Annotated in this window: 27 protein-coding genes, 1 tRNA gene and 1 other RNA gene; 13 read left to right on the top strand and 16 right to left on the bottom strand. The window is 67.7% G+C overall.

Features of this window, described 5'->3' with window-relative positions; translation table 11 throughout:
- The first annotated feature begins 5 nt into the window (after positions 1–5).
- Positions 6–1,019, top strand: coding sequence for a type II secretion system F family protein (locus O3139_RS02775; RefSeq protein WP_269515379.1), 1,014 nt, complete (start codon positions 6–8; stop codon positions 1,017–1,019).
- A 92-nt stretch (positions 1,020–1,111) separates the two neighbouring features.
- Here the strand turns inward: O3139_RS02775 and O3139_RS02770 are convergent, their stop codons facing one another.
- Together O3139_RS02770 and ffs are read right to left on the bottom strand one after the other, a co-directional pair.
- Positions 1,112–1,540: an SRPBCC domain-containing protein gene (locus O3139_RS02770; RefSeq protein WP_269515378.1), complete on the bottom strand. Its 429-nt coding sequence runs from the start codon at positions 1,538–1,540 to the stop codon at positions 1,112–1,114.
- A gap of 159 nt (positions 1,541–1,699) precedes the next feature.
- Positions 1,700–1,793: signal recognition particle sRNA small type (ffs, locus tag O3139_RS02765), an RNA gene on the bottom strand.
- 75 nt (positions 1,794–1,868) lie between these two features.
- Between ffs and nudC the strand changes: the two genes are divergently transcribed.
- Entirely contained in the window at positions 1,869–2,819 is a 951-nt protein-coding gene (gene nudC, locus O3139_RS02760; protein ID WP_269515377.1) for an NAD(+) diphosphatase, read from the top strand.
- A gap of 130 nt (positions 2,820–2,949) precedes the next feature.
- Here the strand turns inward: nudC and O3139_RS02755 are convergent, their stop codons facing one another.
- On the bottom strand, positions 2,950–3,672 hold the full coding sequence (locus tag O3139_RS02755; RefSeq protein WP_269515376.1) for a 3-deoxy-manno-octulosonate cytidylyltransferase: 723 nt from the start codon (positions 3,670–3,672) through the stop codon (positions 2,950–2,952).
- 170 nt (positions 3,673–3,842) lie between these two features.
- Between O3139_RS02755 and O3139_RS02750 the strand changes: the two genes are divergently transcribed.
- Entirely contained in the window at positions 3,843–4,511 is a 669-nt protein-coding gene (locus O3139_RS02750; protein ID WP_269515375.1) for a c-type cytochrome, read from the top strand.
- Positions 4,512–4,566: 55 nt separating this feature from the next.
- Here the strand turns inward: O3139_RS02750 and O3139_RS02745 are convergent, their stop codons facing one another.
- Positions 4,567–5,364, bottom strand: a complete 798-nt coding sequence (locus O3139_RS02745; protein WP_269515374.1) for an NlpC/P60 family protein — start codon at positions 5,362–5,364, stop codon at positions 4,567–4,569.
- A gap of 104 nt (positions 5,365–5,468) precedes the next feature.
- A complete protein-coding gene (locus O3139_RS02740) occupies positions 5,469–6,863 on the bottom strand; it encodes a leucyl aminopeptidase family protein (protein ID WP_269515373.1) in 1,395 nt (464 codons plus the stop codon).
- A 151-nt stretch (positions 6,864–7,014) separates the two neighbouring features.
- Between O3139_RS02740 and O3139_RS02735 the strand changes: the two genes are divergently transcribed.
- Positions 7,015–7,854, top strand: a complete 840-nt coding sequence (locus tag O3139_RS02735) for a tetratricopeptide repeat protein (protein WP_269515372.1) — start codon at positions 7,015–7,017, stop codon at positions 7,852–7,854.
- A 3-nt stretch (positions 7,855–7,857) separates the two neighbouring features.
- On the opposite strand, the gene O3139_RS02730 is transcribed toward O3139_RS02735, so the two are convergent.
- Positions 7,858–8,427: a DUF4168 domain-containing protein gene (locus O3139_RS02730; RefSeq protein ID WP_269515371.1), complete on the bottom strand. Its 570-nt coding sequence runs from the start codon at positions 8,425–8,427 to the stop codon at positions 7,858–7,860.
- A 145-nt stretch (positions 8,428–8,572) separates the two neighbouring features.
- On the opposite strand from O3139_RS02730, the gene O3139_RS02725 reads away from it, so the two are divergent.
- From O3139_RS02725 to thrS, 3 genes are read left to right on the top strand one after another with little or no spacing between them, the layout of a single operon-like run.
- Positions 8,573–9,028: an iron-sulfur cluster assembly scaffold protein gene (locus O3139_RS02725; protein WP_269515370.1), complete on the top strand. Its 456-nt coding sequence runs from the start codon at positions 8,573–8,575 to the stop codon at positions 9,026–9,028.
- Between the two features lie 4 nt (positions 9,029–9,032).
- A complete protein-coding gene (gene yidD / locus O3139_RS02720) occupies positions 9,033–9,281 on the top strand; it encodes a membrane protein insertion efficiency factor YidD (protein WP_269515369.1) in 249 nt (82 codons plus the stop codon).
- Positions 9,278–11,197 carry a threonine--tRNA ligase gene (thrS, locus tag O3139_RS02715; protein ID WP_269515368.1) on the top strand — a complete coding sequence of 640 codons (1,920 nt, stop codon included), beginning with the start codon at positions 9,278–9,280 and terminating at the stop codon, positions 11,195–11,197. The genes yidD and thrS overlap by 4 nt, the downstream gene beginning before the upstream one ends.
- Here the strand turns inward: thrS and O3139_RS02710 are convergent, their stop codons facing one another.
- Positions 11,198–11,398, bottom strand: coding sequence for a hypothetical protein (locus O3139_RS02710; protein WP_269515367.1), 201 nt, complete (start codon positions 11,396–11,398; stop codon positions 11,198–11,200).
- A 102-nt stretch (positions 11,399–11,500) separates the two neighbouring features.
- Here O3139_RS02710 and O3139_RS02705 point away from each other — a divergent pair, with 102 nt between their 5' ends.
- Positions 11,501–12,208 (top strand): Crp/Fnr family transcriptional regulator, encoded by a 708-nt coding sequence (locus O3139_RS02705; RefSeq protein WP_269515366.1) that lies wholly within the window; start codon positions 11,501–11,503, stop codon positions 12,206–12,208.
- A gap of 75 nt (positions 12,209–12,283) precedes the next feature.
- Positions 12,284–12,787 (top strand): ferritin-like domain-containing protein, encoded by a 504-nt coding sequence (locus O3139_RS02700; RefSeq protein ID WP_269515365.1) that lies wholly within the window; start codon positions 12,284–12,286, stop codon positions 12,785–12,787.
- A 70-nt stretch (positions 12,788–12,857) separates the two neighbouring features.
- Here the strand turns inward: O3139_RS02700 and O3139_RS02695 are convergent, their stop codons facing one another.
- A complete protein-coding gene (locus tag O3139_RS02695) occupies positions 12,858–13,454 on the bottom strand; it encodes a CAP domain-containing protein (RefSeq protein ID WP_269515364.1) in 597 nt (198 codons plus the stop codon).
- Between the two features lie 172 nt (positions 13,455–13,626).
- Here O3139_RS02695 and O3139_RS02690 point away from each other — a divergent pair, with 172 nt between their 5' ends.
- Together O3139_RS02690 and O3139_RS02685 are read left to right on the top strand one after the other, a co-directional pair.
- Positions 13,627–14,832 carry an acetyl-CoA C-acetyltransferase gene (locus tag O3139_RS02690; RefSeq protein ID WP_209321810.1) on the top strand — a complete coding sequence of 402 codons (1,206 nt, stop codon included), beginning with the start codon at positions 13,627–13,629 and terminating at the stop codon, positions 14,830–14,832.
- 11 nt (positions 14,833–14,843) lie between these two features.
- Entirely contained in the window at positions 14,844–17,021 is a 2,178-nt protein-coding gene (locus O3139_RS02685; protein ID WP_269515363.1) for a 3-hydroxyacyl-CoA dehydrogenase NAD-binding domain-containing protein, read from the top strand.
- A gap of 65 nt (positions 17,022–17,086) precedes the next feature.
- On the opposite strand, the gene O3139_RS02680 is transcribed toward O3139_RS02685, so the two are convergent.
- Positions 17,087–17,596: a hypothetical protein gene (locus O3139_RS02680; RefSeq protein WP_269515362.1), complete on the bottom strand. Its 510-nt coding sequence runs from the start codon at positions 17,594–17,596 to the stop codon at positions 17,087–17,089.
- 99 nt (positions 17,597–17,695) lie between these two features.
- On the opposite strand from O3139_RS02680, the gene O3139_RS02675 reads away from it, so the two are divergent.
- Positions 17,696–18,598, top strand: a complete 903-nt coding sequence (locus O3139_RS02675) for an alpha/beta fold hydrolase (protein WP_269515361.1) — start codon at positions 17,696–17,698, stop codon at positions 18,596–18,598.
- Positions 18,599–18,782: 184 nt separating this feature from the next.
- Here the strand turns inward: O3139_RS02675 and lysA are convergent, their stop codons facing one another.
- From lysA to argH, 3 genes are read right to left on the bottom strand one after another with little or no spacing between them, the layout of a single operon-like run.
- Positions 18,783–20,057, bottom strand: coding sequence for a diaminopimelate decarboxylase (lysA, locus tag O3139_RS02670; RefSeq protein ID WP_269515360.1), 1,275 nt, complete (start codon positions 20,055–20,057; stop codon positions 18,783–18,785).
- A gap of 13 nt (positions 20,058–20,070) precedes the next feature.
- Positions 20,071–20,310 carry a hypothetical protein gene (locus O3139_RS02665; protein ID WP_269515359.1) on the bottom strand — a complete coding sequence of 80 codons (240 nt, stop codon included), beginning with the start codon at positions 20,308–20,310 and terminating at the stop codon, positions 20,071–20,073.
- Positions 20,307–21,740 (bottom strand): argininosuccinate lyase, encoded by a 1,434-nt coding sequence (gene argH / locus O3139_RS02660; protein WP_269515358.1) that lies wholly within the window; start codon positions 21,738–21,740, stop codon positions 20,307–20,309. The genes O3139_RS02665 and argH overlap by 4 nt, the downstream gene beginning before the upstream one ends.
- Between argH and O3139_RS02655 the strand changes: the two genes are divergently transcribed.
- Positions 21,739–22,362 carry a TlpA family protein disulfide reductase gene (locus O3139_RS02655; RefSeq protein ID WP_269515357.1) on the top strand — a complete coding sequence of 208 codons (624 nt, stop codon included), beginning with the start codon at positions 21,739–21,741 and terminating at the stop codon, positions 22,360–22,362. The genes argH and O3139_RS02655 overlap by 2 nt on opposite strands.
- Before the next feature lie 50 nt (positions 22,363–22,412).
- On the opposite strand, the gene O3139_RS02650 is transcribed toward O3139_RS02655, so the two are convergent.
- The 4 genes from O3139_RS02650 to O3139_RS02635 all read right to left on the bottom strand — a co-directional run bounded on the left by O3139_RS02650 (position 22,413) and on the right by O3139_RS02635 (position 25,080).
- On the bottom strand, positions 22,413–22,727 hold the full coding sequence (locus O3139_RS02650) for a hypothetical protein (RefSeq protein WP_269515356.1): 315 nt from the start codon (positions 22,725–22,727) through the stop codon (positions 22,413–22,415).
- A 251-nt stretch (positions 22,728–22,978) separates the two neighbouring features.
- On the bottom strand, positions 22,979–23,599 hold the full coding sequence (locus O3139_RS02645; protein WP_269515355.1) for a hypothetical protein: 621 nt from the start codon (positions 23,597–23,599) through the stop codon (positions 22,979–22,981).
- A gap of 9 nt (positions 23,600–23,608) precedes the next feature.
- Complete coding sequence (locus O3139_RS02640) at positions 23,609–24,550, bottom strand: hypothetical protein (protein WP_269515354.1); 942 nt, start codon at positions 24,548–24,550, stop codon at positions 23,609–23,611.
- Positions 24,551–25,003: 453 nt separating this feature from the next.
- Positions 25,004–25,080, bottom strand: a tRNA-Met gene (locus O3139_RS02635).
- Between the last annotated feature and the right edge of the window lie 120 nt (positions 25,081–25,200).

Here is a 25,200-nt window from a genome sequence, read left to right as displayed (position 1 = left end):
GCGACATGGAGGAATTCCTGCGCGCGATCGTCGAGCCCCGGACGCTGATCAGCATCGTCGTCGGCGTGCTTGTCTTCGCCACCATTCTGACCCTGCTCAGCTCGCTGGGCGGCGGCGTCGATCTGAACAAGCGGATGCAGGCGGTCTCGGCGCGGCGCGACGAGCTGAAGCGGCGCTCACGCCAGGCCATCGCCAGCGGCCAGAGCGGCCTGCGGCACACCGACGACGGGTTCAAGAAGCGGGTCGTCGACCGTCTGAACCTGGTCAAGCTTCTGGAAGACCCCCAGGTCGCCGAGCAGATGATTCAGGCGGGGCTTCGCGGACCGCGGCCCCTGACGACCTTCTACTTCTTCCGTTTCGCCGCGCCGTTCGTCTTCATGTTTGCGGCCATTCTCTATGTCTTCGTGCTGGACGACTTCGGCCTGTCGGTGACCGTCCGTCTGGGCATCGTCATGTTCGCGACCGTGGCGGGCTTCTACGGTCCCAACATCTTCCTGAAGAACCGCATCGCCAAGCGCCAGCAGTCGATCATGCAGGCCTTTCCCGATGCGCTCGACCTGCTGCTGATCTGCGTCGAGGCCGGGATGTCGATCGAGGCCGCCATCATCAAGGTCAGCCACGAAATCGGCACCACCTCGGTGGAACTGGCGGAGGAACTGGCCCTGCTGTCGGCCGAGCTGAGCTATCTGCCCGACCGGCGCATGGCCTATGAGGGGCTGTCCAAGAGGACCAACCACCCGGGCGTGCGATCCGTCTCCACCGCCATGATCCAGGCCGAGCAATACGGCACCCCGCTGGGCACGGCCCTGCGCACCATGGCCAAGGAAAACCGGGATCTGCGTATGTCGGCGGCGGAGAAGAAGGCGGCGGCCCTGCCCGCCCAGCTGACCGTACCGATGATCGTCTTCTTCCTGCCGGTGCTGTTCGTCGTGATCCTGGGGCCTGCGTTCATCAACATCTCGGACACGATGAAGGCCAACAAGAGCGCCGCCAGCGCAACCGCACCGGCCGCCAAGTAAACGCCGCCCGATCGCGAGGCCACAGACAGGCAAACGCAGGATTCATGCGTTCGGCCGGCCCATTCAGCGGGTCCGTCGCGAACGATCAGGCGTCAGGACTCGGCCGTGACCCTCAGGGCCTCGCTGATCGTCTCGCAGACGGCGCGCAGGGTCTTGCGATGCTTTTCGTAAAAGCCCTCGCCCCGGAAGCCGGAGAAGATGAAGCCGTTGGACAGGATGCAACTGCCGGGCTCCAGCTGCTCGATCTCGTAATAGCGCAGCACGTTGAACAGGAAGCCACGCCGCTCCGTCCAGACCAGCCGGCCGTTGGGCTGCCAGTCGCCGATGCGGGCCGCATACTGGCGGGGCGGCAGGCCGGGGATGGCCTCGCTGAGGGCGATGGAGCCGCCAAAGGCCAAGGTGCCGGACACATCCGTCTCGACCGGGTTCCAGGCGTTCCAGCCCGGGAAATCGGCGATGACGTCCCAGAGGCGCTCCGACGTGGCGCGGACGCCGACGCGTTTTTCGACCTTGAAGTTCATGGCTCCGATGTCGCAAGCGACCGGCCCGAACGCAAGCCGGGCCGTTCGACGCACGACCGCGCGGTCAGGCAGCGAGGCTCCGCGGGTCGACCGGTAGCGCACAAGCCCGCGCTCAAGCAGCGAGCGACCGCGTTGCGAGCGTTAGCGCACCAAAGAGGGAGAGGTGGAGACCGCGACCCGAAGGGGAATTCGTTGTGGCTGCTGCCTTCCGGCCCTGACCAGGTTGGCGAAGCCTTCGCCCGCGATCTCCGAGGCCTATATCGCGACTCATCGCACGGAGATCAAGCCACCCCTCCCAAGGCCGGGCGATCCCGGCTAGGAAGCAGCCATGGTCCTCCCCGTCCTGAACACCTTCGCCGGAAACCCGCTGGATCGCGCGGGCGACCAGAGGAACAGCCCCGACTGGCTGGCCGAACAGGCGGCGAGCCCCGAGTCCCTGGCCTGCATCTTCTGGAACGGACAGCCGCTGCTGGAGGATCATGCCGACGGCCCGCGCCTGGCCTGGCTGGCTCTGACCCATGCGCGCGACATGATCCGCGACGGGGACCGCGAGCTGTTCCTGGGCCTGTGGAGGGGCGCGCCCTGTTTCGCGATCGAGTTCGGCGGCGCGGCCGATCCGGCGACGGGACCGGTGCGGGGCCTGGGCAGCTTTACAGAGATGCGCGAGGCGGCGGCGGTACTGTCGGCCAGCGATGCCGCCATCGCGGGCGGGGCCAAGTCGCTGTTCGACTGGCATCGCAGGCATGGCTTCTGCGCCAACTGCGGGCATGAGACACGGACGGCCTGCGGGGGCTGGAAGCGCATCTGCCCGGCCTGCACCGCCGAGCATTTCCCCCGCGTCGATCCGGTGACGATCATGCTGCCGGTGTTCGGCGATCGCTGCCTGCTGGGCCGCCAGGCGACCTGGCCCACGGGGCGGATGTCGGCCCTGGCGGGCTTCCTGGAGCCGGGCGAGACGATCGAGGAGGCCTGTGCGCGCGAGATCCAGGAGGAGGCGGGCCTGACGGTGACGGCCGTCCGCTATCACTCCAGCCAGCCCTGGCCGTTTCCGTCGCAGCTGATGATCGGCCTGATCGCGGACGTCAGTGACGACGACGCCACGCCGGACCAGACCGAGCTGGAAGAGGTGCGGTGGTTCACGCGGGATGAGGCGAGGGCGATTCTGGCGGGTGCCCATGAAGTGAAGGCGCCACCCAGGTTCGCGATTGCCCGGACGCTTCTGGAGCACTGGGTGGAGGGGGAACAGGCGTCTCCCTCCCACTTGGGGGAGGGTGGCTGAGCGCAGCGAGGCCGGGTGGGGGCGGCAAGCCAAGGCTGCACGCGTCCGCGTCTGGATCGCCGGCCGCCCCCACCCCGTCGCTGCTTCGCATCGACGACCCTCCCCCGAGGGGGAGGGAGAATGCATGGCCTCAAATCAACCGCCGCGCCGCCTCCAGGTCCGCCGGATTGTCGACCGAGATGGGTGCCTCCCCGATCACGGCCGCCCAGATCGACAGCCCCATCTCCAGCGCCCGGAGCTGTTCCAGTTTCTCGCGCGTCTCCAGCGGCGAGGGCGGGGCGGCGCAGAACCGCTTCAGCGCCTCGCGGCGATAGCCATAGACGCCGATGTGACGCCACACGGGCGCGTCGCCGTACAGGATGGAGCGGGTGAAATAGAGCGCCCGCCCGTGCCGCTCCCCCTCCTTGATCGCCAGGACGGCCTTGACCACATCGACATTGGTCCGGTCCGACGGATCGCTTTCGGGCGCGACCAGGGTCGCGATGTCGCAGGACGGCTCGCCGTGCAGCAGGGCCGCACAGGCCATGGCGATCCCCGGATCGGCAAAGGGCATGTCGCCCTGCAGGTTGATGACCGCATCATGCTGGCCCTCCGGATCCAGCGTCTCCAGCGCCGCCAGCACCCGGTCCGAACCGCTGGGCAGTTCAGGATCGGTCAGGACCGCGCGACCGCCGACGGCCTCGATCGCGGCGACGATCTCCGGGTCGCCCGCGGCCACGGCGACGGGCAGGCCGGACTCCATCGCCTTCTCCCAGGCCCGCACGATCATCGCCTTGCCGCCGATGTCCGCCAGAGGCTTGCCCGGCAGGCGCGTGGCGGCCATCCGCGTGGGAATGAGGATCAGAGGCGTCATCGAAGCATTTCCTGACTGCGACGCACCGACACCCGCGAACAGGGTCCGGGCCGGTTGCGAAGGCGGCGCTAGCGTGTCAGAGACCCCCACGCAAGAAATTCGCCCGCTGCCGCACGGCACAGGGCCTCTAGAAGACGGGATGCGACGACGCGATGAGCGGCGATCTGAAGTTGAACAAGATTTTCGGTGCGGGCCTGGGGACGGCGCTGGCCATCCTGATGGTCCAGCAGGTCTCGCAGGCGGTCTACACCACCAAGGCCCCGGAAAAGGCCGGCTACGCCGTCAATGCGCCGGAAGAGGTCGAAGGCGGTGCCGCCGAGGAGGCCGAGCTGCCGCCGGATTGGGGCACCCTGCTGCCGGTCGCCGATCTGGCCGCCGGCGAGGCTGCCTTCGCGCGCTGTCAGGGCTGTCACAACGTGGCCTCGGGCGGAGCGAACGGCACCGGTCCGAACCTGTGGGGCGTCGTGGGCCGGCCCGTCGCCAGCCATGCGGGCTTTGCCTATTCCGACGCGATGAAGGGCCACACCTCGGTGGACGCGACCTGGTCGCTGGACGCCCTGGATCACTTCATCACGGCACCGGCCAAATATGTGCCCGGCACCAAGATGTCCTTCGCCGGTCTGCGTGATACCGCCGCCCGCGTGAACCTGATCGCCTATCTGCGCAGCCAGGGCTCGCCCGGCTATGCCATTCCGGCACCCGATCCCACCCGTCAGCCGGGTGCTGCGGCTCCGGCCGAAGGGGTCGCGCCCGTCGAGGGTGCCGCTCCGGCCGACGCAGCGGCGGCTCCGGCCGCGGATGCAACCGCGCCCGTCGCAGAGGCCGCACCGGCCGCCTGACGCAAGGACGGTCCGACGACCTCGGCAGGCGGCCTTCGGGCCGCCTGTTTGCGTATCAGGGGTTCAGCCGACGGAAGATGGCCGGCTGGAAGCCGTCTCCCAGGTAGCGGGCATCGGCGTCGTCGAACGCCTCAACCACCACCGCGCCATGGTAGCCGGTCGCATGAAGCACCCGGGCGCCGTCCAGCATGAAGGCGGAATGCCCGGTCCAGCTCTGGCCCGGCTGCGGGTTCAGCCACACGACAATATCGCCGCGCCGGGCCTCTCTCCGCGATACGTCACGACCAAGCCCGGCCTGTTCGTGCGCGCGGCGCGGCCCTGCCAGGCCACAGGCGAGCAGGGCCTGTTGCACCAGCCCCGAGCAGTCGGTCGACATCGACGAACGGGCCCCCAGGCTGTGGGGCACGCCGATCAGCTGTTCGGCAACGTCAACGGGCTCGCTGTCGAACGCGCCGATCTGGACACTGTCTTCACAGGGCAGGACGTCGTCGTTTCCCAGGGCATTCAGCGGCAGGCTGGCCTGCACCGAGGCGATGCGGCGGGTCGGCAGGCCGACATGGGCGACCAGGGCCGCACCGTCGATCCAGCCGACAGTCCCGTCCCTGCGCGCCTGACCCCAGACGCGCCCTCCCCGGCGCTCCAGGGCATCGAAGATCTCGCCGAACAGCAGCTGGTCGATCCGCGCGGATGCGGGAGAGGCATCGGCCTGGATATCGGCGACGGCCTGAATGCAGCGCATCGGCTCGGTCGCACGATAGGCCTCGGCCCGGACGCGGCCTTCCAGCGCCAGCGCAGCCAGATCGGACCGGGCCAGCGTCGTCGCCGGATCGAAGGGAAAAACGGGGTCGGTCAAACGCGAAGGCCCTGACATTGGTCCCCCCTTCTGCCGGACGAAGGCGAAAGTCCCGTTAATGGCGTTCGGAATCGCTGGCTGATCGACGACCCGGCGGGGTCGGTTCAACCGGCGTATCGCGCCTTCAGCATCGCATAGGCGGCGCGCAGACCCTGCGCCTCGCCGCCTTCGGGGTGGCCGGGGCGATTACGGCTGTTCCAGGCAAAGACGTCCAGATGGGCCCAGGCTCCGGTGGTGGGGGCGAATTTCTGCAGGAACAGGGCGGCGGTGATCGAACCGCCCTGGGCCCAGCTGGCCGAATCGTTCCGGACATCGGCGATGTCGCTGTCGATCGCCGCGCGGTAGCCGGGCCATAGCGGCATCCGCCAGAGGGGGTCGCGCACAGTGCTGGCGGCCGCGAGCAGGTCGGCGGCCAGGGCCTCGTCATCGGTGTAGAGGGGCGGCAGTTCCGGCCCCAGGGCCACGCGCGCGGCCCCGGTCAGGGTGGCGAAGTCCAGCGTCAGGTCCGGCTGATGCTCGCCGGCCCGGGTCAGGGCATCGGCCAGGATCAGACGCCCCTCCGCATCGGTATTGCCGATCTCGATGGTCAGACCCTTGCGGCTGTTCAGCACGTCCCCCGGCCGAAAGGCGTCGGCGGATATGGCGTTCTCGACCGCCGCCACCAGCACGACCAGCCGCACGTCCAGCCCCGCCTGCATGACCAGCCTTGCGAGCGCCAGGACGTGGGCCGCCCCGCCCATGTCCTTCTTCATATTGCGCATCCCCGTGGCGGACTTGATGTCCAGCCCGCCCGAATCGAAGGCGACGCCCTTTCCGACCAGGGCGACCAGCGGTCGGTCGGTGCGGTCCAGATTCCAGCCGATCTCGATGATGCGGGGCGCGCGATGCGGGGCGGCGGCCCGGCCCACCGCGTGAATGGCGGGGTAGTTTTCCTCCAGCAGGGCATCGCCGGTCACGACCGAGATCGAGGCCCCGTGCGCCTCTGCGATCTCGCGGGCGATGGTCTCCATCTGCAGCGGACCCATGTCGGCCGCGGGGGTATCGACCATCTCGCGGGTCAGGGCGCAGGCGGCGGCGATCCGGGTCGCATCCTCCACATCGAACCCGTCGGGGGCGACCAGCCGCACGGGATCCTCGTCCTTGCGCGACCTGTACCGATCGAACCGGTAGAGGCCGAGCAGGAAGGCCAGCGCCGCGACCTTCTGGTCCTCCGGCTCGCCCTCCAGCCGATACAGTCCCGCCGGCAGTCTGGCCGACAGGGCGCGGGCGCTCACGGGATCGAAGGTCTTGCCCGCGCCGACGATGATATGATCCACCTCGCCATCGGCACCGGGCACGACGACGACCTGTCCCGGCTTGCCCTTGAAGCCCAGTCGCTCTGCCCAGGCGCGCGCCTCCGGAGCGACCGTCCCGGACGGACCGACGAAACGCACGGGCGTTGCGCCGGCAGCCTCGGGTGCCTGAGGGGACACGATGGGATCAGTGGCATTTGGGGACATGCCGCGATGCTAGCGGATGCATCCCGCAGCACCAGAGCGCGGGCCCGAAAAGTCAGGCCCGGCCCGCAGGCCTCGACCGGACCCGAACGTTAACCAATGCTTGAGAGGAAGGGGCGATTCTGGGTGTGTCGACGTCCGATAGGATCGCCTCATGTCACGCCACCGGGCCATAGCGTCTGCCGCTTTCGTCATCCTGACCTGCATCGGCGGGGGATCGGTCGCCACCCGCGCTGCCGCGCAGGCCTCCGGTGCCGAGACCACGGCCACCCCGCCCCGGCCCGCGTCGGCCGAAGAGCGTGCCGCCTATGCCCGTCTCGATCCGCTGGCCCGTTCGGTCTTCTGGTCGCGCGAGATGGAGGTCAATCCGGCCGATCCGGTGGCCGGCGTGCGTCTGGCCGAGGCGCTGCGGCAGCTGGGACAGTTCGAACAGGCGGCCGCGATCGGCGAACAGGTGCTCGTCACCCAGCCCCGGAACCTGGAGGCGATGCTGGAGATCGGTCGGGCCCAGATCGCGCGAGGCCAGGCCTTCTACGGTATCGCCCCCCTGGAACGGGCCCGGACCGAGGCACCCGGCGACTGGCGGCCGCTGTCGCTGCTGGGGGTGGCCTATCAGCAGGTCAGCCGCACGGCCGATGCGCAGGAGGCCTGGAATGCAGCCCTGGCCCTGTCGCCCGACAATCCGGAAGTCCTGACCAATGCCGCCATGGCCCTGGCCACGAACGGTGACGCGCCGGGGGCGGAGCCGCTGTTGCGCCGCGCCGTGGCCCAGCCGGCCGCCACCCAGAAGATGCGGCTGAATCTGGCCATGGTGCTGGGCCTGCAGGGCAAGACCGGCGAGGCCGAGCAGATCATCCGGCGCGAGCTTCCTCCGGAAGCCGCCGAGCGGAACCTGCGATGGCTGCAGAACCAGAGCCGTCCCCAGCCGGGCCGGGCGACGGACGACGCCTCGCCGGCTCTGGCCCGGACCTGGTCCTCGTTGCAGGCCCGGTAGGCGTCAGTCGGCCTGAACGGCCGCCAGTTCCAGACGGGCGCGCAGACGCTCGTCGGACGAGACCGCCTGGGCGATGGCGTTGAAGCGATCCAGGGCCAGCCCCGAAGCCGAAACCGCCGAAGCCATCGCCGCCTGCTGCTCGGGCGTGGGAGCGGAACCGTCGGTCGGGGCCGCGGCGCGAACCTGAACCATCGCCGCACCGAACTGGGCCACCTCGGCGTCCGTCACGGAGGCGGCGACGGAGCCGGCGGGCGATTCAGGGGTGGCCAGGACGGCCAGACGGGCCTGCAGCACCTCGTCGGTCGACACCGCCGTGGCCAGGGCGTTGAAGGCGGTGATGTCCATGCCGGACGACGACACGGCCGCGGCCATGGCGGCCTGCTGTTCGGCATTGGGGGCGCTGCCGTCGGTCGGTGCCGCGGCGCGGACGGCGGTCATGGCCGTACCGAAGGCCTGAAGCTGCGCGTCGGAATACTGGGCGGTCTGGACCACCGCCATCGGCGCGGCGAACGCGTCGGGCGCCACCGCCGTCAGGGCAAGGGCGGAAACGGCGGCGAGCAGGGACAGTCGCATGGATATTCCTTGGCGGTTTGAAGACAGAAGTGACGGGGAAGGATGAACGCTAACCGGCAATCCCCTCTGTGACAAATGCACGGTTTCTGACGCCGGGCCGAATGAGCGACTTCTCCCGGAACCGCCCGCCGCCTATCTTGGACCCATGATCGACGATCTCTACAGCGCGCGCATCCTGACGCTGGCGGCGAACCTGCCGCACGCCGGAAGGCTTGCAGCGCCGGAAGGCACGGGCGAGCGGGTGGCGAGGCTTTGCGGGTCAAGGGCGACGGTCGATGTCGTTCTTGACGCCGACGGCCGGGTTGCGGATTTCGCCCAGGACGTAAAGGCCTGCGCCCTGGGCCAGGCGGCGGCGGGTGTGGTCGGTGAGGTCGTTCTGGGAGCCACGACCGACGACCTGCGATCGGCCCGGGACGCCATGCTGTCCATGCTGAAATCCGGCGGCGACGGGCCCGAAGGCCGGTTCGACGGGCTGCGCGTCCTCAGGCAGGTGGCCGACTATCCCGCGCGCCACGCCTCCACGATGGTCGCGCTCGAGGCGACGCTCGATGCGGTGAACCAGGCGCTCGCCGCCCGCGCCGGGCTGGCAGGCGCGGCCTGACCGGATGACGCAGACGACCCTCTACGAACGCGGCGTGCGCGCGGCCCATCGCGGCTACAAGCTGACGCTCAGCCCCTTCTTTGGCCAGTCGTGCCGGTTCCTGCCCACCTGTTCGGACTATGGCCGGGACGCCCTGATCCAGCACGGCCTGCGAAAGGGGGGGTGGCTGACCCTGCGTCGGCTCTGTAAATGCCACCCCTTCGGCGGTTCGGGATATGACCCGGTTCCGCCCCTTGAGACTGAAGACCGATGATCCAGCTGACCTTTCCCGACGGCGCGACGCGTGAGTATCCGGCCGGATCGACCGCGCGCGACGTGGCCCACGCCATCTCGCCTTCACTGGCCAAAAAGGCCGTTCTGGCCGAGCTGAACGGCGAGCAGCGCGACCTGAACCGGGTTCTGGAAACGGGCGGATCGTTCCGCCTGATCATGCGCGACGACCCGGAGGCGCTCTACACCATCCGCCACGACACGGCACACGTCCTGGCCGAGGCGGTGCAGACGCTGTTCCCCGGCACCCAGGTTACGATCGGCCCGGCGATCGAGGACGGATTCTATTACGACTTCTACCGCGAGACGCCCTTCTCGACCGACGACTTCGCCGCCATCGAAAAGGAGATGTCAAAGATCGTGGACCGCGACGCCCGGTTCGAGCGCGAGGTCTGGGACCGGGACGAGGCGATCCTTTTTTTCGAGGCCCGGGGCGAGAAGTTCAAGGCCGAGCTGATCCGCGACCTGCCGGACGACCAGACCATCACCCTGTACAGGCAGGGCGACTGGATCGACCTGTGCCGGGGCCCGCACTTCCCCTCGACCCGGTCGGTGGGCAAGGCCTTCAGGCTGACCAAGCTGGCAGGGGCCTATTGGCGGGGCGATTCCAGCCGCGAGCAACTGCAGCGCATCTATGGCACCGCCTGGGCCACGAAGGAGGACCTGGACGCCTATCTGCTGCGCATCGAGGAGGCCGAAAAACGGGATCACCGGAAGATCGGGCGCCAGATGGAGCTCTTCCACATGCAGGAAGAGGGCCGGGGCATGGTCTTCTGGCACCCCAAGGGCTGGGTGCTGTGGCAGGTCATCGAGGCCTATATGCGCCGCCGTCTGGATGCCGCCGGCTATGTCGAGGTCAAGACGCCCCAGGTGCTGGACCGCAAATTCTGGGAGGCCTCGGGCCACTGGGAGAAATACCGGCCCAATATGTTCGTCTGCGAGACGGTGGAGGGCGAGACCCTCAGCCTGAAGCCGATGAACTGTCCAGGCCACGTCCAGATCTTCGGCATCGGCCAGCGGTCCTACCGCGAACTGCCGCTGCGCATGGCCGAGTTCGGGGCCTGTCACCGCTATGAGCCGTCGGGGGCCCTGCACGGGCTGATGCGGGTGCGCGGCTTCACCCAGGACGACGCCCACATCTTCTGCCGCGAGGACCAGATCGTGGAAGAGACGCGCCGGTTCATCGAGCTGACCCGGATCGTCCATGCCGACCTCGGCATGCAGACGGCCTACATCAACCTGGCCACCCGACCCGAAGTCCGCGCCGGGTCCGATGAATTCTGGGACAAGGCCGAGGGCATGCTGGGCGAGGCCGCGCGCCTGGCCGGGGTCGATCCGGTCATCGCCGAGGGCGACGGGGCCTTCTATGCGCCCAAGCTGGATTTCGTGGTCAAGGACGCCATCGGCCGGGAATGGACCTGCGGCACCCTGCAGCTCGACTACGTCCTGCCCGAACGGCTGAATGCGGAGTACGTCGGCGAGGATGGCCAGAAGCACCGGCCGGTCATGCTGCACCGGGCGATCCTGGGCTCGTTCGAACGGTTCATCGGCATCATGATCGAGAACTACGCCGGGGCCTTCCCGCTGTGGCTCGCGCCGGTGCAGGCGGTGGTGGCGACCATCACCTCGGACGCCGACGACTATGCCCATGAGGTCGCCGCGAAGTTCAAGGCGGCGGGGCTTCGCGTCGAGACCGACCTGCGCAACGAGAAGGTCGGCTACAAGGTGCGCGAGCACTCGGTCGGCAAGGTGCCGGTCATCGCCGTGGTCGGCCGGAACGAGGCCGAAAAGGGCGAGGTCGCCATCCGACGGCTGGGGTCGCAGGCCCAGACGGTCGTATCGATCGAGGACGCCATCCGCATCCTGACCGGGGAAGCGACGCCGCCCGATCTCCGCTAGTCAGCCACGGTCCGGCGCCAGTCGGCGGAGGGTGGCGATGCGGACGTCGTCGAGCAGGATGTGGGCCGCGATGCCGCTGGCATGGGTCTGCAGCAGGGCCTCGGCCTCGGCCCGCGCCTCGTCCTCGCTGTCGGCATCGAGCGCCTCCATGTGCGTCGTGCCGATGATGTCGCGCTCGATGAAACAGAAATAGGTCGGCAATGGCGGGCTCCTGAACAGACCGTGAACTAGCACGGTGTTCGGCCAGACTGTGCCCGGTGGCGCACACAGGGATCGCAGCGGCGGTTCAAGCGTTGCGGTGCGATGTCAGACCCTGTCGAAAACCGTTTCATCGCCGGCCTTGCCGCCGGGGATGCCACTGCCCTTCACCCCCTTCTGCGCCGCGTGTCGGTCGCGGTGGACCAGATCGTCGTGGACCAGGGCGCGCCGGTCGATCAGGTCCATTTCCCGATCGACGCCCAGTTCGCCAATCTGGTCCGGTTTTCGGACGGCAGCGCGATCGAGACCGCCGTGATCGGCAGCGAGGGCCTGACGGGTCTGGCCCCCTTCATGGCCAATCTGACCTGCGGGTGGGAGATCGTCTGCCGCGCCTCGGGCGAGGCCTGGGTGGCCAGCGCCCCGGCGTTCCGCGCGCTCGCCGCCGTGCGACCCAGCCTCATGGCGCGGCTGCTGGCCCTGACCGACCTCTATCAGGCCCAGGCCGCCCACGCCGCGGCCTGCAACGCCGGGCACGCCGTGCCCGACCGCATCGCCCGCTGGTTCCTGACGGCCGACGACCTGTCGCCCCGCGACGTCATGACCTTTCGTCAGGAGGAGCTGGCCCGGCTGATCGGGGCCCGCCGCTCGACCGTCAGCGAGGCGGCCTCGCAGCTGAAGCGGCGAAAGCTCGTCTCCTACAACCGGGGCATCATCCGCATCATCGACCGGCCCGGCCTCGAGGCGGCGGCCTGCGAATGCTACCGGATGCTGAAACCCCGCCTGGATGCGCTCTACGAAAAGCAGGGTGCCTGACGGAGTCGCCTGGCCGACACAGGAACCGCCGTGCCCGGCGCGGCTTCTAGTGGCTCGCAGCAACGGAGCCTCCTGATGGCCAACAAGACCCTCGACACCCTTTTCCACGACACGCTCAAGGACATCTATTACGCCGAGCGCAAGATCCTGAAGGCCCTGCCCAAGATGCAGCGCGCGGCCCGGTCGCCCGAGCTGAAGGCGGCGTTCGAGAAGCACATCGGCCAGACGGAAGGCCAGATCGAACGCCTGCAGCAGGTGTTCGACATCATCGGCAAGCCGGCGCGCGGCAAGACCTGCGACGCCATTGAGGGCATTCTGGCCGAGGGCGACGAGATTGCGGAGGAGTACAAGGACACGCCCGCCCTCGACGCCGGCCTGCTGGCAGCGGCCCAGGCGGTCGAACACTATGAGATCACCCGCTACGGCACGCTGAAGCGCTGGGCCCTGGTGCTCGGCCTCGACGATGCAGCCGCCCTGCTGGACGAGACCCTGCAGGAAGAGTCGCAGACCGACGAGGATCTGACCGCGATCGCCGACGCCGCCGTCAATGCCGAGGCGATGCAGGCCTCGGCCGCCTGATCGTCGCCCCCATAGCATCAGGCCGACGGACCGCGAGGTCCGTCGGCCTTTTTGCGTGTTTGGTCCGCGCTCAGGGCCTCAGGCCGTCGACGTTTCCGGGCGGAGCGTAGCGGCAGGCCAGGAGGGACTGGTCAGCCCGCGTCTCGACCGCACAGCCGACATGGGTCGTGCCGCTCCAGATCAGCTGGGTGTAATGACCGACGGCGACCCAGTCCCCGGTCCGGCTGACGTCCGGAAAGACGCCCGGGCGATAGTCCGCGCGCTCCCTGATCCAGTCACCGACCATGTCCTCGGGCGTGAAGACCCGACCGCCCCAGCCCGTCCACAGGTTCTCGCCGTGGCCATGAGGTCGCGGGTCGTGCGCGAACCGACCCGTCTCGATCAGAGTCCTGGCCCAGTCGTCCGCCTCGGCTTCCAGAGTCTCGCTCCAGATCAGGGGCGGCGCACCGACCCGGGCGCGCTCGGCATTCTGCGCGGCCAGCAACCGGCGCTCGATCTCGTCCGACGGCACCGAATCGTCGACCGGAGGCGTCGGGGTCAGCACCCGCGCCTGCTCCGAGGCCGGCTGGATCCAGAGCGGCCCCGAGGATGGACCGGACGGGGCGCAGGCCGCCATGGCGGGCAGGATCAGCGCCCCGATGCAGGCGGTCAGGGCTCGTCGTTTCATGGCGGTAAAATCCCTCCGAAGCGTCGCCGTTCCCGGCCCGCTTTACCAACTCTTATCTTGACGTTGACGTAAACGTAGGGTTTGTGACGCCCAGCGTCGAAACCGTCCTCCGTCCCTCAGGTCGCGAAGCGCCGCGCGCCAGACGACAGGGACTTGAAAAGGAAACCTCCCGATGACTGAGGCCTATATCTACGACGCCGTGCGGACCCCGCGCGGCAAGGGCAAGAAGGACGGGTCTCTGCACGAGATCACCGGCCTCAGCCTGGCGACCCAGGTGCTGGAAGCCCTGCGCGACAGGAACGGGCTGGACACGTCGAAGGTCGACGACGTCATCCTGGGCTGCGTCTCGCCGGTGGGCGAACAGGGCGCGGACATCGCCCGCACGGCGGTCCTGTCGGCGGGCTGGGCCCAGACGGTGGCCGGTGTCCAGATCAACCGCTTCTGCGCCTCGGGGCTGGAAGCCGTGAACATGGCGGCCGCCAAGGTGAAGTCCGGCGAGGCCGATTTCGCCGTCGGCGGCGGCGTCGAGGCCATGAGCCGCGTGCCGATGGGCTCGGACGGCGGGGCCTGGCCGGTCGATCCGTCCAGCGCCTTCCCGACCTATTTCGTGCCCCAGGGCGTCTCGGCCGACATGATCGCCTCGAAATACGGCTTCAGCCGCGACGACGTTGACGCCTATTCGATGGAAAGCCACAAGCGTGCCGCCGCCGCCTGGGCCGCCGGAAACTTCTCGAAATCGGTCGTGCCGGTGAAGAATCAGCTGGGTCTGGTCCAGCTGGACCGCGACGAGACCATCCGTCCGAACACCGACATGCAGTCGCTGGGCGGGCTGAACCCCTCCTTCGCCATGATGGGCGAGATGGCCTTCGACGCCGTGATCAACCAGCGCTACCCCGAGGTCGAGCGCGTCAACCACGTCCACACGCCGGGCAATTCGTCCGGCATCGTCGACGGGTCGGCCGGGGTGCTCATCGGGTCGCTGGAGGCCGGCAAGGCCCTGGGCCTGAAGCCCCGCGCCCGCATCAAGGGTGCCGCCTCGATCGGCTCCGAACCCTCGATCATGCTGACCGGTCCCGAGTTCGTGACCAAGAAGCTGCTGGGCAAGCTGGGCATGACCGTCGCCGACATCGACGTGTGGGAGCTGAACGAGGCCTTCGCCGCCGTCGTCCTGCGCTACATGCAGGCGCTGGACATCCCGCACGACAAGATGAACGTGAACGGCGGCGGCATCTCCATGGGCCACCCCCTGGGCGCGACCGGCGCCATGATCACGGGCATCGCGCTGGACGAGCTGGAACGCTCCGGCAAGGAGACCGCCCTGATCACCCTGTGCATCGGCGGCGGCATGGGCACCGCCACCGTCATCGAACGCGTCTGAGGGAACTGAGCATGGAAAACTTCAAGATCGACGTCGACGCCGACGGCATCGCCCTGATCACCTTCGACGTGCCGGGGCGGTCGATGAACACCCTGACCGGCAAGGTCATGGATGAGCTGCCGGCCCTGGTCGAGCGCATCAGGACCGATGACGCCATCAAGGGCGCGGTCATCACCTCGGGCAAGGCCTCGGGCTTCTGCGCCGGGGCGGACCTGGGCGACATGGCGTCGGGCATGCTGTCCGGCTCGGGCGATCTGCAGGCCGCCTTCGACGCCGGCTGGAAGATGAACAGTTCGCTGCGTGCGCTGGAGACCTGCGGCAAGCCGGTGGCGGCCGCGATCAACGGCCTGGCGCTGGGCGGCGGGCTGGAGGTCGCCCTGGCCTGCCACTACCGCGTGGTCGGTGACAGTCCGAAGATCCAGCTGGGCCTGCCTGAGATCAAGGTCGGCCTGTTCCCCGGTGGCGGCGGCACCCAGCGCCTGACCCGCCTGATCGGCGTCCAGGCGGCGATGACGGCGATGAGCTCGGGCTCGTCCTGGCGTCCGAACGACGCAAAGGGCGCAGGCGTCGTGCATGAGGTAGTCCCGGCAGGTACCGAGGTCGAGGCCGCCAAGGCCTGGATCAAGGGGGGCGGAAAGGCCGTCCAGCCGTGGGACGACAAGTCGTTCAAACAGCCCGGCGGCGGCCCCTATCACCCGGCCGGCATCCAGAACTTCCTGGTCGGCAATGCGATGATCAGGAAGCAGTCGTACGGCAACTATCCGGCCGTCACCAATCTGATGAAGGCGGTCTATGAAGGCATCCAGGTGCCGATGGACGCGGCCCTGCGGATCGAGACCCGCTATTTCATCAAGACCCTGATGACGCCCCAGGCACAGGGCATGATCCGGTCGCTGTTCCTGTCCAAGCAGGAGCTGGACAAGGGGGCCGTGCGTCCCGCCGGCATCCCCGCCTCCGACCCGAAGAAGGTCACCGTCATCGGGGCCGGCATGATGGGTGCGGGCATCGCCTATGTGCAGGCGCTCGCGGGCATCCAGACCATCCTGATCGACCGCGATCAGGAGAGCGCCGACAAGGGCAAGGCCCATGTCGAGGACCTGCTGAAGAAGCGCCTGTCGCGCGGTCAGCTGACCCAGGACAAGTATGATGCCCTGCTGGCCTCCGTCGTCGCCACCACCGATTACGACCAGATCAAGGGCTCGGACCTGGTCATCGAGGCGGTGTTCGAGAACCGCGAGATCAAGGCCGATGTGACGAAGCGGGCCGAGGCCCAGCTGGCCCCCGGCGCGGTCTTCGGATCGAACACCTCGACCCTGCCGATCACCGGTCTGGCTGAGGCCAGCGTGCGGCCCGAGGACTTCATCGGCATTCACTTCTTCTCGCCCGTCGACAAGATGATGCTGGTCGAGATCATCCTGGGCGAAAAGACCGGCCCGGCCGCGATCGCCAAGGCGCTGGACTACATCATCAAGATCAAGAAGACGCCGATCGTCGTCAACGACGGCCGCGGCTTCTACACCTCGCGCTGCTTTGGCACCTATGTGGCCGAGGGGCTGGCGATGCTGGAGGAGGGCTACGCCCCTGCCCTGATCGACAACCTGGGCCGGATGACCGGCATGCCGCGCGGCCCGCTGGAGATGCACGACGACGTCGCGCTGGACCTGTCGGTCAAGATCGCCAAGCAGACGGCGCTGGACCTCGGCGACGCCTATGTGCCGATCGAGGGCCACGAGATCGTCCGCAAGATGGTCGAGGACCTGGGTCGCTATGGCCGCAAGAACGGCAAGGGCTTCTACGACTATGACGTGAAGCCCAAGAAACTGTGGTCGGGCCTTTCGGATCTGGCGACCGTCACCATCAACGACTCGACGCCCGAGCTGATCGAGGACCAGAAGCGCCGCCTGCTGTACCGCCAGGCCGTCGAGGTCGCCAAATGCTGGGCCGAGGGCGTCATCGACGACCCGCGCGAGGCCGACGTCGGCGCCATCCTGGCCTGGGGCTTCGCGCCCTGGACCGGCGGCCCCATCACCATGATCGACCAGATCGGGCTGAAGGCCTTTGTGGCCCAGGCCGACGTCTATGCCGAGCGCTACGGCGACCGGTTCCGCGTCCCCCAGCTGCTGCGCGACATGGCTGCGAAGGGTGAGACCTTCTACGGCAGGTTCGCCGGGGCGAAGGCCGCCGCCTGATCCCGCTCCACGCCTGAGACGAAGACGGCCCCGGACGCGAGTCCGGGGCCGTCTTTCGTCAGGCCTCAGGGTCGACCGGCGTCGATCCAGGCCTTGATGTCGGGGTAGGACGGACCGGGCGGGCGACGGTCATCGCAGGCGATCGTCAGGGCCCCTTCGTCCAGCGAGTCCGGCCGAACGGCCTCCCACGGCTCGCCCGTGGCATAGGGCTCGGTCGGCGCGCCGTCCTCGAACACATCCATCGACGTATCGACATGCGTCTCGCGCGCGGTGCACCGGATGCCGAACACATCCTCGGTGTGGCTGTAGTCGGACGGATCACCCTGGCGCGGGACCCGCGCGATCCTGACGGTCAGTTCGTCGCCGGTCCGGACGATGCTGTTCACGTCAATCAGATAGCCACGCTGGTCGGACCGCGAGAATATCCACCAGTCGGGACCCGTGGGCGCAGGCGCGGGCGGGGCTTCAACCGTCTCCGCCTGCGGAGCCGGTGCGTCCTGCGCGGCGGCAGACCCCGCCATAACCACCATGCCGCCCATGGCGGCCAGAATCCTGAAACGATCGAGCGTTCTCATCGCATCCTCTCCCGAGATCTTTGCGGGCACTTCACGCCTGTGCGACGCGGATTTCAAGGGTGCCAACCAAATGCCGCGATGGCCGTTCAGGGGTTCGACATGCGCCGTTTCCTCCTGCTGATCCTCGCCCTGCTGACCCTGCCCGGTCTGGCGGCGGCCCAGGCCCAGGCACCATCCCGGCCGTTCACCTCCGACCGGATCGTGGTGACCGTTCAGGGCAGAGGCCCCGACGTGATCCTGATTCCCGGGCTGGCCTCGACCGGCGCGGTCTGGAGGCGCACGGCGGACCGGCTGGACGACAACCACCGCGTCCATATCGTGTCGATCCGGGGCTTCGGCGACGTGCCGTCCGGGGCCAACACCACTGGGGCCCTGGTCGGGCCGGTCGCGTCCGAGTTGCGCCGCTATATCGCCGAGGCGCGGCTGGACCGACCGGCCATCATCGGCCACTCCATGGGCGGCCTGGTGGCGCTGCGGGCCGCGGCCGATGCCGGGCGGGACCGGCGAGGCGGGGCCGTCGGCCGGGTCATGGTGGTGGACGCCACGCCCTTCTTCCCCTCCCTGATCAGCCCCGGAGCCACCGTCGGCGACGTCGAGCCGATCGCGCGGATCGCCTATCAGGCCCTGCTGTTCCTCGGCGACGAGGCCCTGCGCGCCCAGGGCACGGCGCTGGGCGACCAGTTGGGCGGGGCGTCGGACAGTGTCTTCTCCGCCGTCGGCTGGCAGGGCGGCGACCGCCAGGTCCTGGCCCAAGGCCTGTACGAGGTCATGACCACCGATCTGAGGAACCGCCTGCCCGACATCATGGCCCCCGTCACCGTCGTCTACGGCTGGAGCCCCGACGACCGTTCACCCCGGTCGCATCTGGACGGCCTGTTCCAGGCCGGCTACCGCAACCTGCCCCGCCCCGCCCGCTTCGAGCGCATCGAGGGGGCCGAGCACATGGTCATGATCGACCAGCCGGGCCGGTTCCTGGCCGCGGTGACAAGGTTTTTGGGGTAACTCCAACGTCGTCATTCCGGGCGAAGGCGAGCGCAGCGACCCGCAGACCCGGAACACGGCGGCGCCGTAGCGCAGCGCAGGCGAAAGGGTTCAGCGAGCCGTGTGCGTGACAGGTTCGCGCTATCGCGCGCCGCCGGGTTCCGGGTCTCCGCTGCGCTGCGCCCGGAATGACGAAAGAGGCGGGCTACAGCCAGCCTGCCACCGTTTCCCGCGTCAACATCTCATCATAGGTCGGCCGTCCGCGCACCACCGCCCAGCGAGCCTCGTCGACCAGCACCTCCGGCACCAGAGGGCGGCTGTTGTATTCGCTGGACATGACCGCCCCATAGGCCCCGGCCCCGGTGAATACGACCAGGTCGCCGGCCTGGAGCGGAGGCAGGTCGCGGCCCCGCGCGAAGGTGTCGCCGGTCTCGCAGACGGGGCCGACGATGTCGTAGGCAATGATGTCGCCGTCGCGCGGCGTGACGGGCTTCACCTCGTGGAAGGCGTCGTACATGGCGGGCCGGACCAGGTCGTTCATCGCGGCGTCCAGCACCAGGAACCGTCGCCCGTCCGCCCGTTCGGTCACCTGGATGACCCGGGCCAGCAGCACCCCGGCATTGGCGGCCAGCAGACGGCCCGGCTCGAAGGCCGCCTCGACCTCCAGCCCGTCCAGCACCCCCGCCGCCATGGCCGCATAGTCGGCGACGGACGCCGTCACAGCCCCACCGGAATAGGGCACGCCCAGACCGCCGCCGAGGTCCAGCCGGGTGACCGACAGGCCCTGTCCGCGCAGGGTCAGGGTCATGTCGCGCAGCAGGCGAAAGGCGGCCTCCAGCGGAGACAGGTCGATGATCTGGCTGCCGATGTGGCAGGCCAGACCGACGGGGGTCACATGCGGGCTGGCGGCGGCGCGGGCATACAGGGCCAGGGCCTCGTCGGCCGGAATGCCGAACTTGTCGCCCTCGCCGCCGGTGGTGATCTTGGCATGACCGCCCGCCCCGATCTTGGGGTTCACGCGGATGGCGATGTCGGGAACGCGCCCCTTCTCGGCCGCCACTGCAATCAGGCGATCCAGCTCGGCCGGGCTCTCGACATTGATCTGGCGCACCCCGACGTCCAGCGCAAAGGCCAGTTCGGCATCGGTCTTGCCGACGCCGGAGAAGATGATCTTTCCGGCCGGAATGCCTGCCCGCAGGGCGCGGCGGATCTCGCCCTCCGACACCGTATCCGCCCCCGAGCCCAGCCTCGCCAGGGTCGCCAGCACCGACAGATTGGCGTTGGCCTTGACCGCAAAGGCGATCAGGGCGTCGCCGAACGCGGCCGGATGGGCGGCGACGGCATCCCTCAGCACGCCATAGTGCCGGCTCAGGGTCGCGGTCGAATAGACATAGGCGGGCGTCCCGACCTCGGCCGCGAGGGCGTCGAGCGGCACGTCTTCGGCGTGAAGGGTGCCGTCCCGCGGCTGGAAATGATCCAAGGTGCCGGCCGGCCTACTGCGGGTCGCGCCCGGCGGCGGGCGAGCCGAACGGGTTCGACGGTCCGCCGTCGATCGGGATCTGGCTGGAGGGGCGGTTGACGGTCGCGGGATCGGGCAGGTCGGGGGCCCGGGCGTCGCGCGGCGCGCGTTCGGTCTCGCGTGGCGCGGGCGTTTGCAGGTCCGCCATCCGGCCGCAGCCCGCGGCGGCGAGGGCGGTCAGGGCGAGCGCGCCCGCGACGATCAGCTTTTTCATGCGAGACGCTCTTTCCACTCGGCGATGCGCGCACGGACCTGTTCCGGCGCGGTGCCCCCGAAACTCTGGCGACTGGCGCAGGAAGCCTCAGGGGTCAGCACCTTGTAAACCTCTTCGGTGATGGAGGGATGCAGGGTCTGCAGTTCTTTCAGCGGCAGTTGCGCCAGACCCACGCCCAGAGCCTCCGCCCGCTTGACCGCCGCACCGGTGACATGGTGCGCCTGGCGGAACGGCAGGTCGGCCTCGCGCACCAGCCAGTCGGCCAGGTCGGTGGCGGTCGAAAAGCCCCAGCCCGCCGCCTCGGCCATCCGGACGGCATTCGGCCGGAACGCCGTCACCATCGCCGTCATGGCCGTCAGGGCCAGGTCCAGCGCGTCCATGGCCTCAAACACCGGCGGCTTGTCCTCCTGCATATCCTTCGAATAGGCCAGCGGCAGGCCTTTCATCACGGTCGACAGGGCGACGAACGATCCCAGGATGCGGCCGGTCTTGGCGCGCACCAGTTCGGCGGCGTCGGGGTTGCGCTTCTGCGGCATGATCGAGGAGCCGGTCGTCAGGTCGTCGGGCAGGGACGCAAAGCCGAACATCGGCGTCATCCAGACCACGATCTCCTCGGCGAACCGCGACAGGTGGCCGGCCGTGATTGAGGCGGCCGCCAACGTCTCCAGTGCGAAATCCCGGTCGGACACGGCGTCGAGCGAATTGCCCATCGGCCGGTCGAAGCCGAGCGCGGACGCCGTCGCATGGCGGTCGATGGGGAAGGGTGAACCGGCCAGGGCGGCGGCCCCCAGCGGGCTTTCGTTCATCCGGACGCGCGCGTCGGCGAACCGGCCCGCGTCGCGTCCGAACATCTCGACATAGGCCATCAGGTGATGACCCAGGGTCACCGGCTGTGCGGTCTGCAGATGGGTGAAGCCGGGCATCAGGTCGCCCGCATGTTGTTCAGCCCGCTCCAGCAGGGCCTGCTGCAGCGCGGTCAGTTGCGTGACGGTGCGGTCGCAGGCATCGCGGACCCACAGGCGGAAATCCAGCGCGACCTGGTCATTGCGGCTGCGGGCGGTATGCAGCCGCCCCGACGGTTCGCCGATCAACTCGGACAGCCGGGCCTCCACGTTCAGGTGGATGTCCTCGTATTCGTCGCGGAAGGGAAAGGTCCCGGCCTCGATCTCGGCCTGGATGGTGTCGAGGCCGGACAGGATGGCCGCGCCGTCGCCGGCCGTGACGATCCCCCGGGCGATCAGCATGCGGCAATGCGCCCGCGATCCTGCGAGATCCTGTGCCCACAGGCGCTGATCGACGCCGATGGAGACGTTGATCGCCTGCATGATGTCGGCGGGCTTGGCGGAAAAGCGTCCACCCCATAGGGTCTGGCCGGATTGCGGCGTGGCCGTCTCGCCCGCATCGGGCGTCGGCGCAGGGGACTGAGGCATGGGCGGCTCGTTGAAGGTCGTTTTGATCGCGGCTGCGATCGCGGGCGTCCTCGCGGGCGGGACGATCGGCACCCTATATGCGATGAAGGCCGGTCCTTTCAAAGCGTCCGGGCCGGTCGTCGCAGAAAAGAGCGAACTGGCCCGGTTCGCGACCGGACCGCTGACCGCGCTGGAGACGCCCGCGACGCTCGAAACGGCGCCCGACTATGTCTTCCAGACCCGCGATGGCACCGATGCCCGTTTCGCCGACTTCCGGGGCAAGGTGGTGCTGGTCAATCTGTGGGCCATGTGGTGCGCGCCGTGCCGGACCGAGATGCCGACCCTGGCGACCTTGGCCTCGGCCTATCCGGACCGCGATCTTGTCGTTCTGCCGATCAATGTCGACGTCGGGGCGGATGCCCTGGCCGATGCGAAGAGTTTCATCGACGTCCACGACCCCCTGCCCTTCTACAGCGACCCGAAATTCCAGCTGCCGTTCGAGTTTCCGGGCAGGGGCAAGATGCCCCAGACGATCCTGCTGGACCGTCAGGGGCGGATCCGCGCGGCCTTCGCGGGCGAGGCGGACTGGTCGAGCCCGGAAGCGCGGGCCCTGATCGACGCGGTGCTGCAGGAGGGCGGCTAACGCTCGCCGCGCGGCGGCTCGCTGCTTGAGCCGCCGATTGCTGACTCCAACTAGTTCGGCGTCGCGTTGCCTTGGGTATCGCGGGCGGTCTCGGCCTTCTGCGCGTCGGCCTTTCGGGCCAGCGAATCGGTGGCCTCGTCGACCTCCTGGGCGGCTTCGGAGGCACCGGCCGCGATGGCCGACCCGACCTGGGACGCCTCTTCCTTCAGCGCCGATCCCGCCTTCCCGGCCGTGGCCCCGGCCCTGTCCCCGGCCGCATCGTCCCGGGCTTCGGTCTGTTCCTGTTCGGCGGGCGAGCAGGCGGCGGCACCTAGCGCCAGGATGGCGGCGGGGACGACGAACAGGGCGGACAGACGAATGGACATGGCGAACCCCTTTGGGATGATCCTGGAACCTTCAACCCGAACGCCCTCTCATGGCGAAGGTTGCGGGACGGTCGGGATGGGGAAACGGTGGTGGCTGGAGGCGGGATCGAACGGGTCCCCAATGTAGACCCGATCATGAAGATCAGTGCCTAATGTCAGGGACTGACCTTTCCGAACCGGCGCTCCACTTCATCCTAGCGTCGTAACGTTTACCGCCCATGCGCACGGGCGGCTGCCCGGCCTCCGGGTAACTAGGTTTCGTGTAACTCTTGGATACGCTCGGCGAGAAAATAGATCCCGAGCAACGACACAAGGAACAGCTGCCACATGAAAAACGCCGTCAGATAGAAGCTCAGCGGCTCGATTCCGTAGACCATCACTTCCGGGCCGAAACGAATTTGGCGCACCGCCGCTTCCATTTTAGACCAGACGCTTTTCCCAAGAAACAGCGCCACATAGATGATGAACGATAGGAACGAAGCGTAGCCAAACAGGTAGGATATGAACTGGCGATAGGACAGCTTCTTATCGACTCGCCCCCTTCCGTCTGTCCGCCTCACCGACAGCAGGGCGTCGTGCCCTTCCAGCTTGTTGTCGATACCGGCGCGATCAAACGTTGATACGGCCGCTAGAGCGGCCATGTAAAAGCCGATTAGAATTGCCAAGAGGCCGGACATCGCCCCAAAGAGTTCCTTATCCTCAAGAACCGAAAGCGGCATGTCGCAAATCAACGCCACGGCGAGCGTGCCGCCGGCTAGAAGGCCGGGCAGTATTAGGTCGTAAACGAGCTTCGATCGAAACACATCTTCGCCGTGACGTATCCGGAGATAGTTGCACGGCGTTGCAAGTTGCCTGAATGCCCATATCATCATTTGAATGATCTACCAGTTACCCGGAGAGGCAACAACTTCAATCATCTTAGACTGGATCGCGAAATTTATCTTCGGATAGCAAGAAAGAAGCACTTCTCCGAATTCACTAAGACGCTTCGCACGTACATAAAGCTTCTCTAGTGCATCTTCCATATCAAGGTCGAGCGTCGGGTTGCTGGTCGCGCCGCCCGGCAGTTTATGAATACCAAATGTGACTTTACTAAAACCCTCATCTTTCGCCTGATTTAAAAGGTTTTTCAGGCCCCGGATCATCTGATCTTCACCGACTGGCTTGGTGTGAATGACGAGTTTCTCTTCCATATACTCGATGATCTCGGCCGACCCGACGCCGCTGTATTGTGTCAACTTGCGGGTGAAGGTGACTTGAGACAGCTCAGCATTTTTTAGGTCATCTGACGCATTCTCAGTCGGCACCCGCTCCGCTGACAAGATCGGCGCGTATGGCTTTCGCGAAAGCTTGGATCGCCCTTTCGCTTTCGTGACGTGTTCAAAAGCGTAGTGGGGATTGCCCTTGATCGCTTGGGCGATGATGCGGTTAAGGGCGGTCTCGACGAGCGAGCTGGAGACTTTCGGCATCTGCTCGAAGCACGCTCGGTAGACACCGCCTTTAGGCGTTAGTGACAAAACCAGGTGAGCAGACCATCCTGGCGTTTCGTTGGCCGTCGCCGTGGTGGATCGAATTTTCCCGGCAACGGCATTTGGCGCGATCTCGATATACGCCGGCCCGAGGGCGTCGGGATCTCCTCGGTTGATAAGAAGCGTCGCCGTTCCGGTCGTTGGGTCACGGCCCATGTCGGCAATGTAGATCTGATTTTTCGGGTCGGCCTCTTGGTCATCGGCTTCAACGAACCGGTTTGATCCCTTGGCGACCAGGACTCGCGCCCGCCTAGCGGTCCACTCTGACTCCAGGATGCCGATCACGTCATCCATGCTCTGCGTAACCTTGACTGCGGCCTCGCTAGGTTTCGTCGATAAGGCAATGTGCCACTGATATACGCGCCGCTCTGAGGCTGATGCCGCCATAAGTAATGTTTCCCCACTCCGGCGGAAACCAAACAGGCTTTCAACTCAGAGTCCACAGAGCACCGGAAAGCCGGTATTTTCCGTGAATCATGCCTCGCACATCGCGTGTTATGCGAAATCGTCGCGCGCACGGTCTATTCACCCCGCCGGTCTAGACCTCGGCCATGGCCTTCGATGCAGTCCTCTCTGAACCCCTCACCGATGACCTGGAACCCGCCCTTCTACGCATCATCGAAGCGATGGCCCGTCGGGACGCGCGTGCTGACTTCAACAACGCCCGGCGGCTCCAAATGTTGGGGGCCGGTTCGAGCTTGGTATACGGCCGCAGCTCTTTAACTTGTTGTTATTGATAATAAAAAATGGTGGCTGGAGGCGGGATCGAACCGCCGACCTGTGGGTTATGAATCCACCGCTCTAACCATCTGAGCTACCCAGCCTCTGGCCCGTGGGGCAGAGCGCGGGCGGCCGGGGCCGCGCGCGAGAGGCGTGCCTATATCGTTCAGGCCCGCGCGGTTCAAGTCGCCATTCCGTCCGTCGCCGCCGCGACAGCGCGACGC

Origin of the sequence: Brevundimonas subvibrioides (genome assembly GCF_027271155.1) — a bacterium.
Classification (GTDB): domain Bacteria; phylum Pseudomonadota; class Alphaproteobacteria; order Caulobacterales; family Caulobacteraceae; genus Brevundimonas; species Brevundimonas subvibrioides_D.
This window is presented reverse-complemented; position numbering and strand designations above follow the sequence as displayed.

Bases quoted from the DNA above. Each gene is read 5' to 3' on its own strand.
- O3139_RS02725 (WP_269515370.1), top strand. From the start codon at position 8,573: ATGATCGACGATCTCTACAGCGCGCGCATCCTGACGCTGGCGGCGAAC.
- O3139_RS02655 (WP_269515357.1), top strand. From the start codon at position 21,739: ATGGGCGGCTCGTTGAAGGTCGTTTTGATCGCGGCTGCGATCGCGGGC.
- O3139_RS02665 (WP_269515359.1), bottom strand. From the start codon at position 20,310: ATGAAAAAGCTGATCGTCGCGGGCGCGCTCGCCCTGACCGCCCTCGCC.
- O3139_RS02690 (WP_209321810.1), top strand. From the start codon at position 13,627: ATGACTGAGGCCTATATCTACGACGCCGTGCGGACCCCGCGCGGCAAG.
- O3139_RS02735 (WP_269515372.1), top strand. From the start codon at position 7,015: ATGTCACGCCACCGGGCCATAGCGTCTGCCGCTTTCGTCATCCTGACC.
- argH (WP_269515358.1), bottom strand. From the start codon at position 21,740: ATGCCTCAGTCCCCTGCGCCGACGCCCGATGCGGGCGAGACGGCCACG.
- O3139_RS02770 (WP_269515378.1), bottom strand. From the start codon at position 1,540: ATGAACTTCAAGGTCGAAAAACGCGTCGGCGTCCGCGCCACGTCGGAG.
- nudC (WP_269515377.1), top strand. From the start codon at position 1,869: ATGGTCCTCCCCGTCCTGAACACCTTCGCCGGAAACCCGCTGGATCGC.
- O3139_RS02650 (WP_269515356.1), bottom strand. From the start codon at position 22,727: ATGTCCATTCGTCTGTCCGCCCTGTTCGTCGTCCCCGCCGCCATCCTG.
- O3139_RS02775 (WP_269515379.1), top strand. From the start codon at position 6: ATGGAGGAATTCCTGCGCGCGATCGTCGAGCCCCGGACGCTGATCAGC.
- O3139_RS02755 (WP_269515376.1), bottom strand. From the start codon at position 3,672: ATGACGCCTCTGATCCTCATTCCCACGCGGATGGCCGCCACGCGCCTG.
- O3139_RS02705 (WP_269515366.1), top strand. From the start codon at position 11,501: ATGTCAGACCCTGTCGAAAACCGTTTCATCGCCGGCCTTGCCGCCGGG.
- O3139_RS02675 (WP_269515361.1), top strand. From the start codon at position 17,696: ATGCGCCGTTTCCTCCTGCTGATCCTCGCCCTGCTGACCCTGCCCGGT.
- O3139_RS02640 (WP_269515354.1), bottom strand. From the start codon at position 24,550: ATGGATGACGTGATCGGCATCCTGGAGTCAGAGTGGACCGCTAGGCGG.
- O3139_RS02700 (WP_269515365.1), top strand. From the start codon at position 12,284: ATGGCCAACAAGACCCTCGACACCCTTTTCCACGACACGCTCAAGGAC.
- O3139_RS02645 (WP_269515355.1), bottom strand. From the start codon at position 23,599: ATGATGATATGGGCATTCAGGCAACTTGCAACGCCGTGCAACTATCTC.
- O3139_RS02730 (WP_269515371.1), bottom strand. From the start codon at position 8,427: ATGCGACTGTCCCTGCTCGCCGCCGTTTCCGCCCTTGCCCTGACGGCG.
- O3139_RS02695 (WP_269515364.1), bottom strand. From the start codon at position 13,454: ATGAAACGACGAGCCCTGACCGCCTGCATCGGGGCGCTGATCCTGCCC.
- O3139_RS02685 (WP_269515363.1), top strand. From the start codon at position 14,844: ATGGAAAACTTCAAGATCGACGTCGACGCCGACGGCATCGCCCTGATC.
- thrS (WP_269515368.1), top strand. From the start codon at position 9,278: ATGATCCAGCTGACCTTTCCCGACGGCGCGACGCGTGAGTATCCGGCC.
- yidD (WP_269515369.1), top strand. From the start codon at position 9,033: ATGACGCAGACGACCCTCTACGAACGCGGCGTGCGCGCGGCCCATCGC.
- O3139_RS02740 (WP_269515373.1), bottom strand. From the start codon at position 6,863: ATGTCCCCAAATGCCACTGATCCCATCGTGTCCCCTCAGGCACCCGAG.
- O3139_RS02680 (WP_269515362.1), bottom strand. From the start codon at position 17,596: ATGAGAACGCTCGATCGTTTCAGGATTCTGGCCGCCATGGGCGGCATG.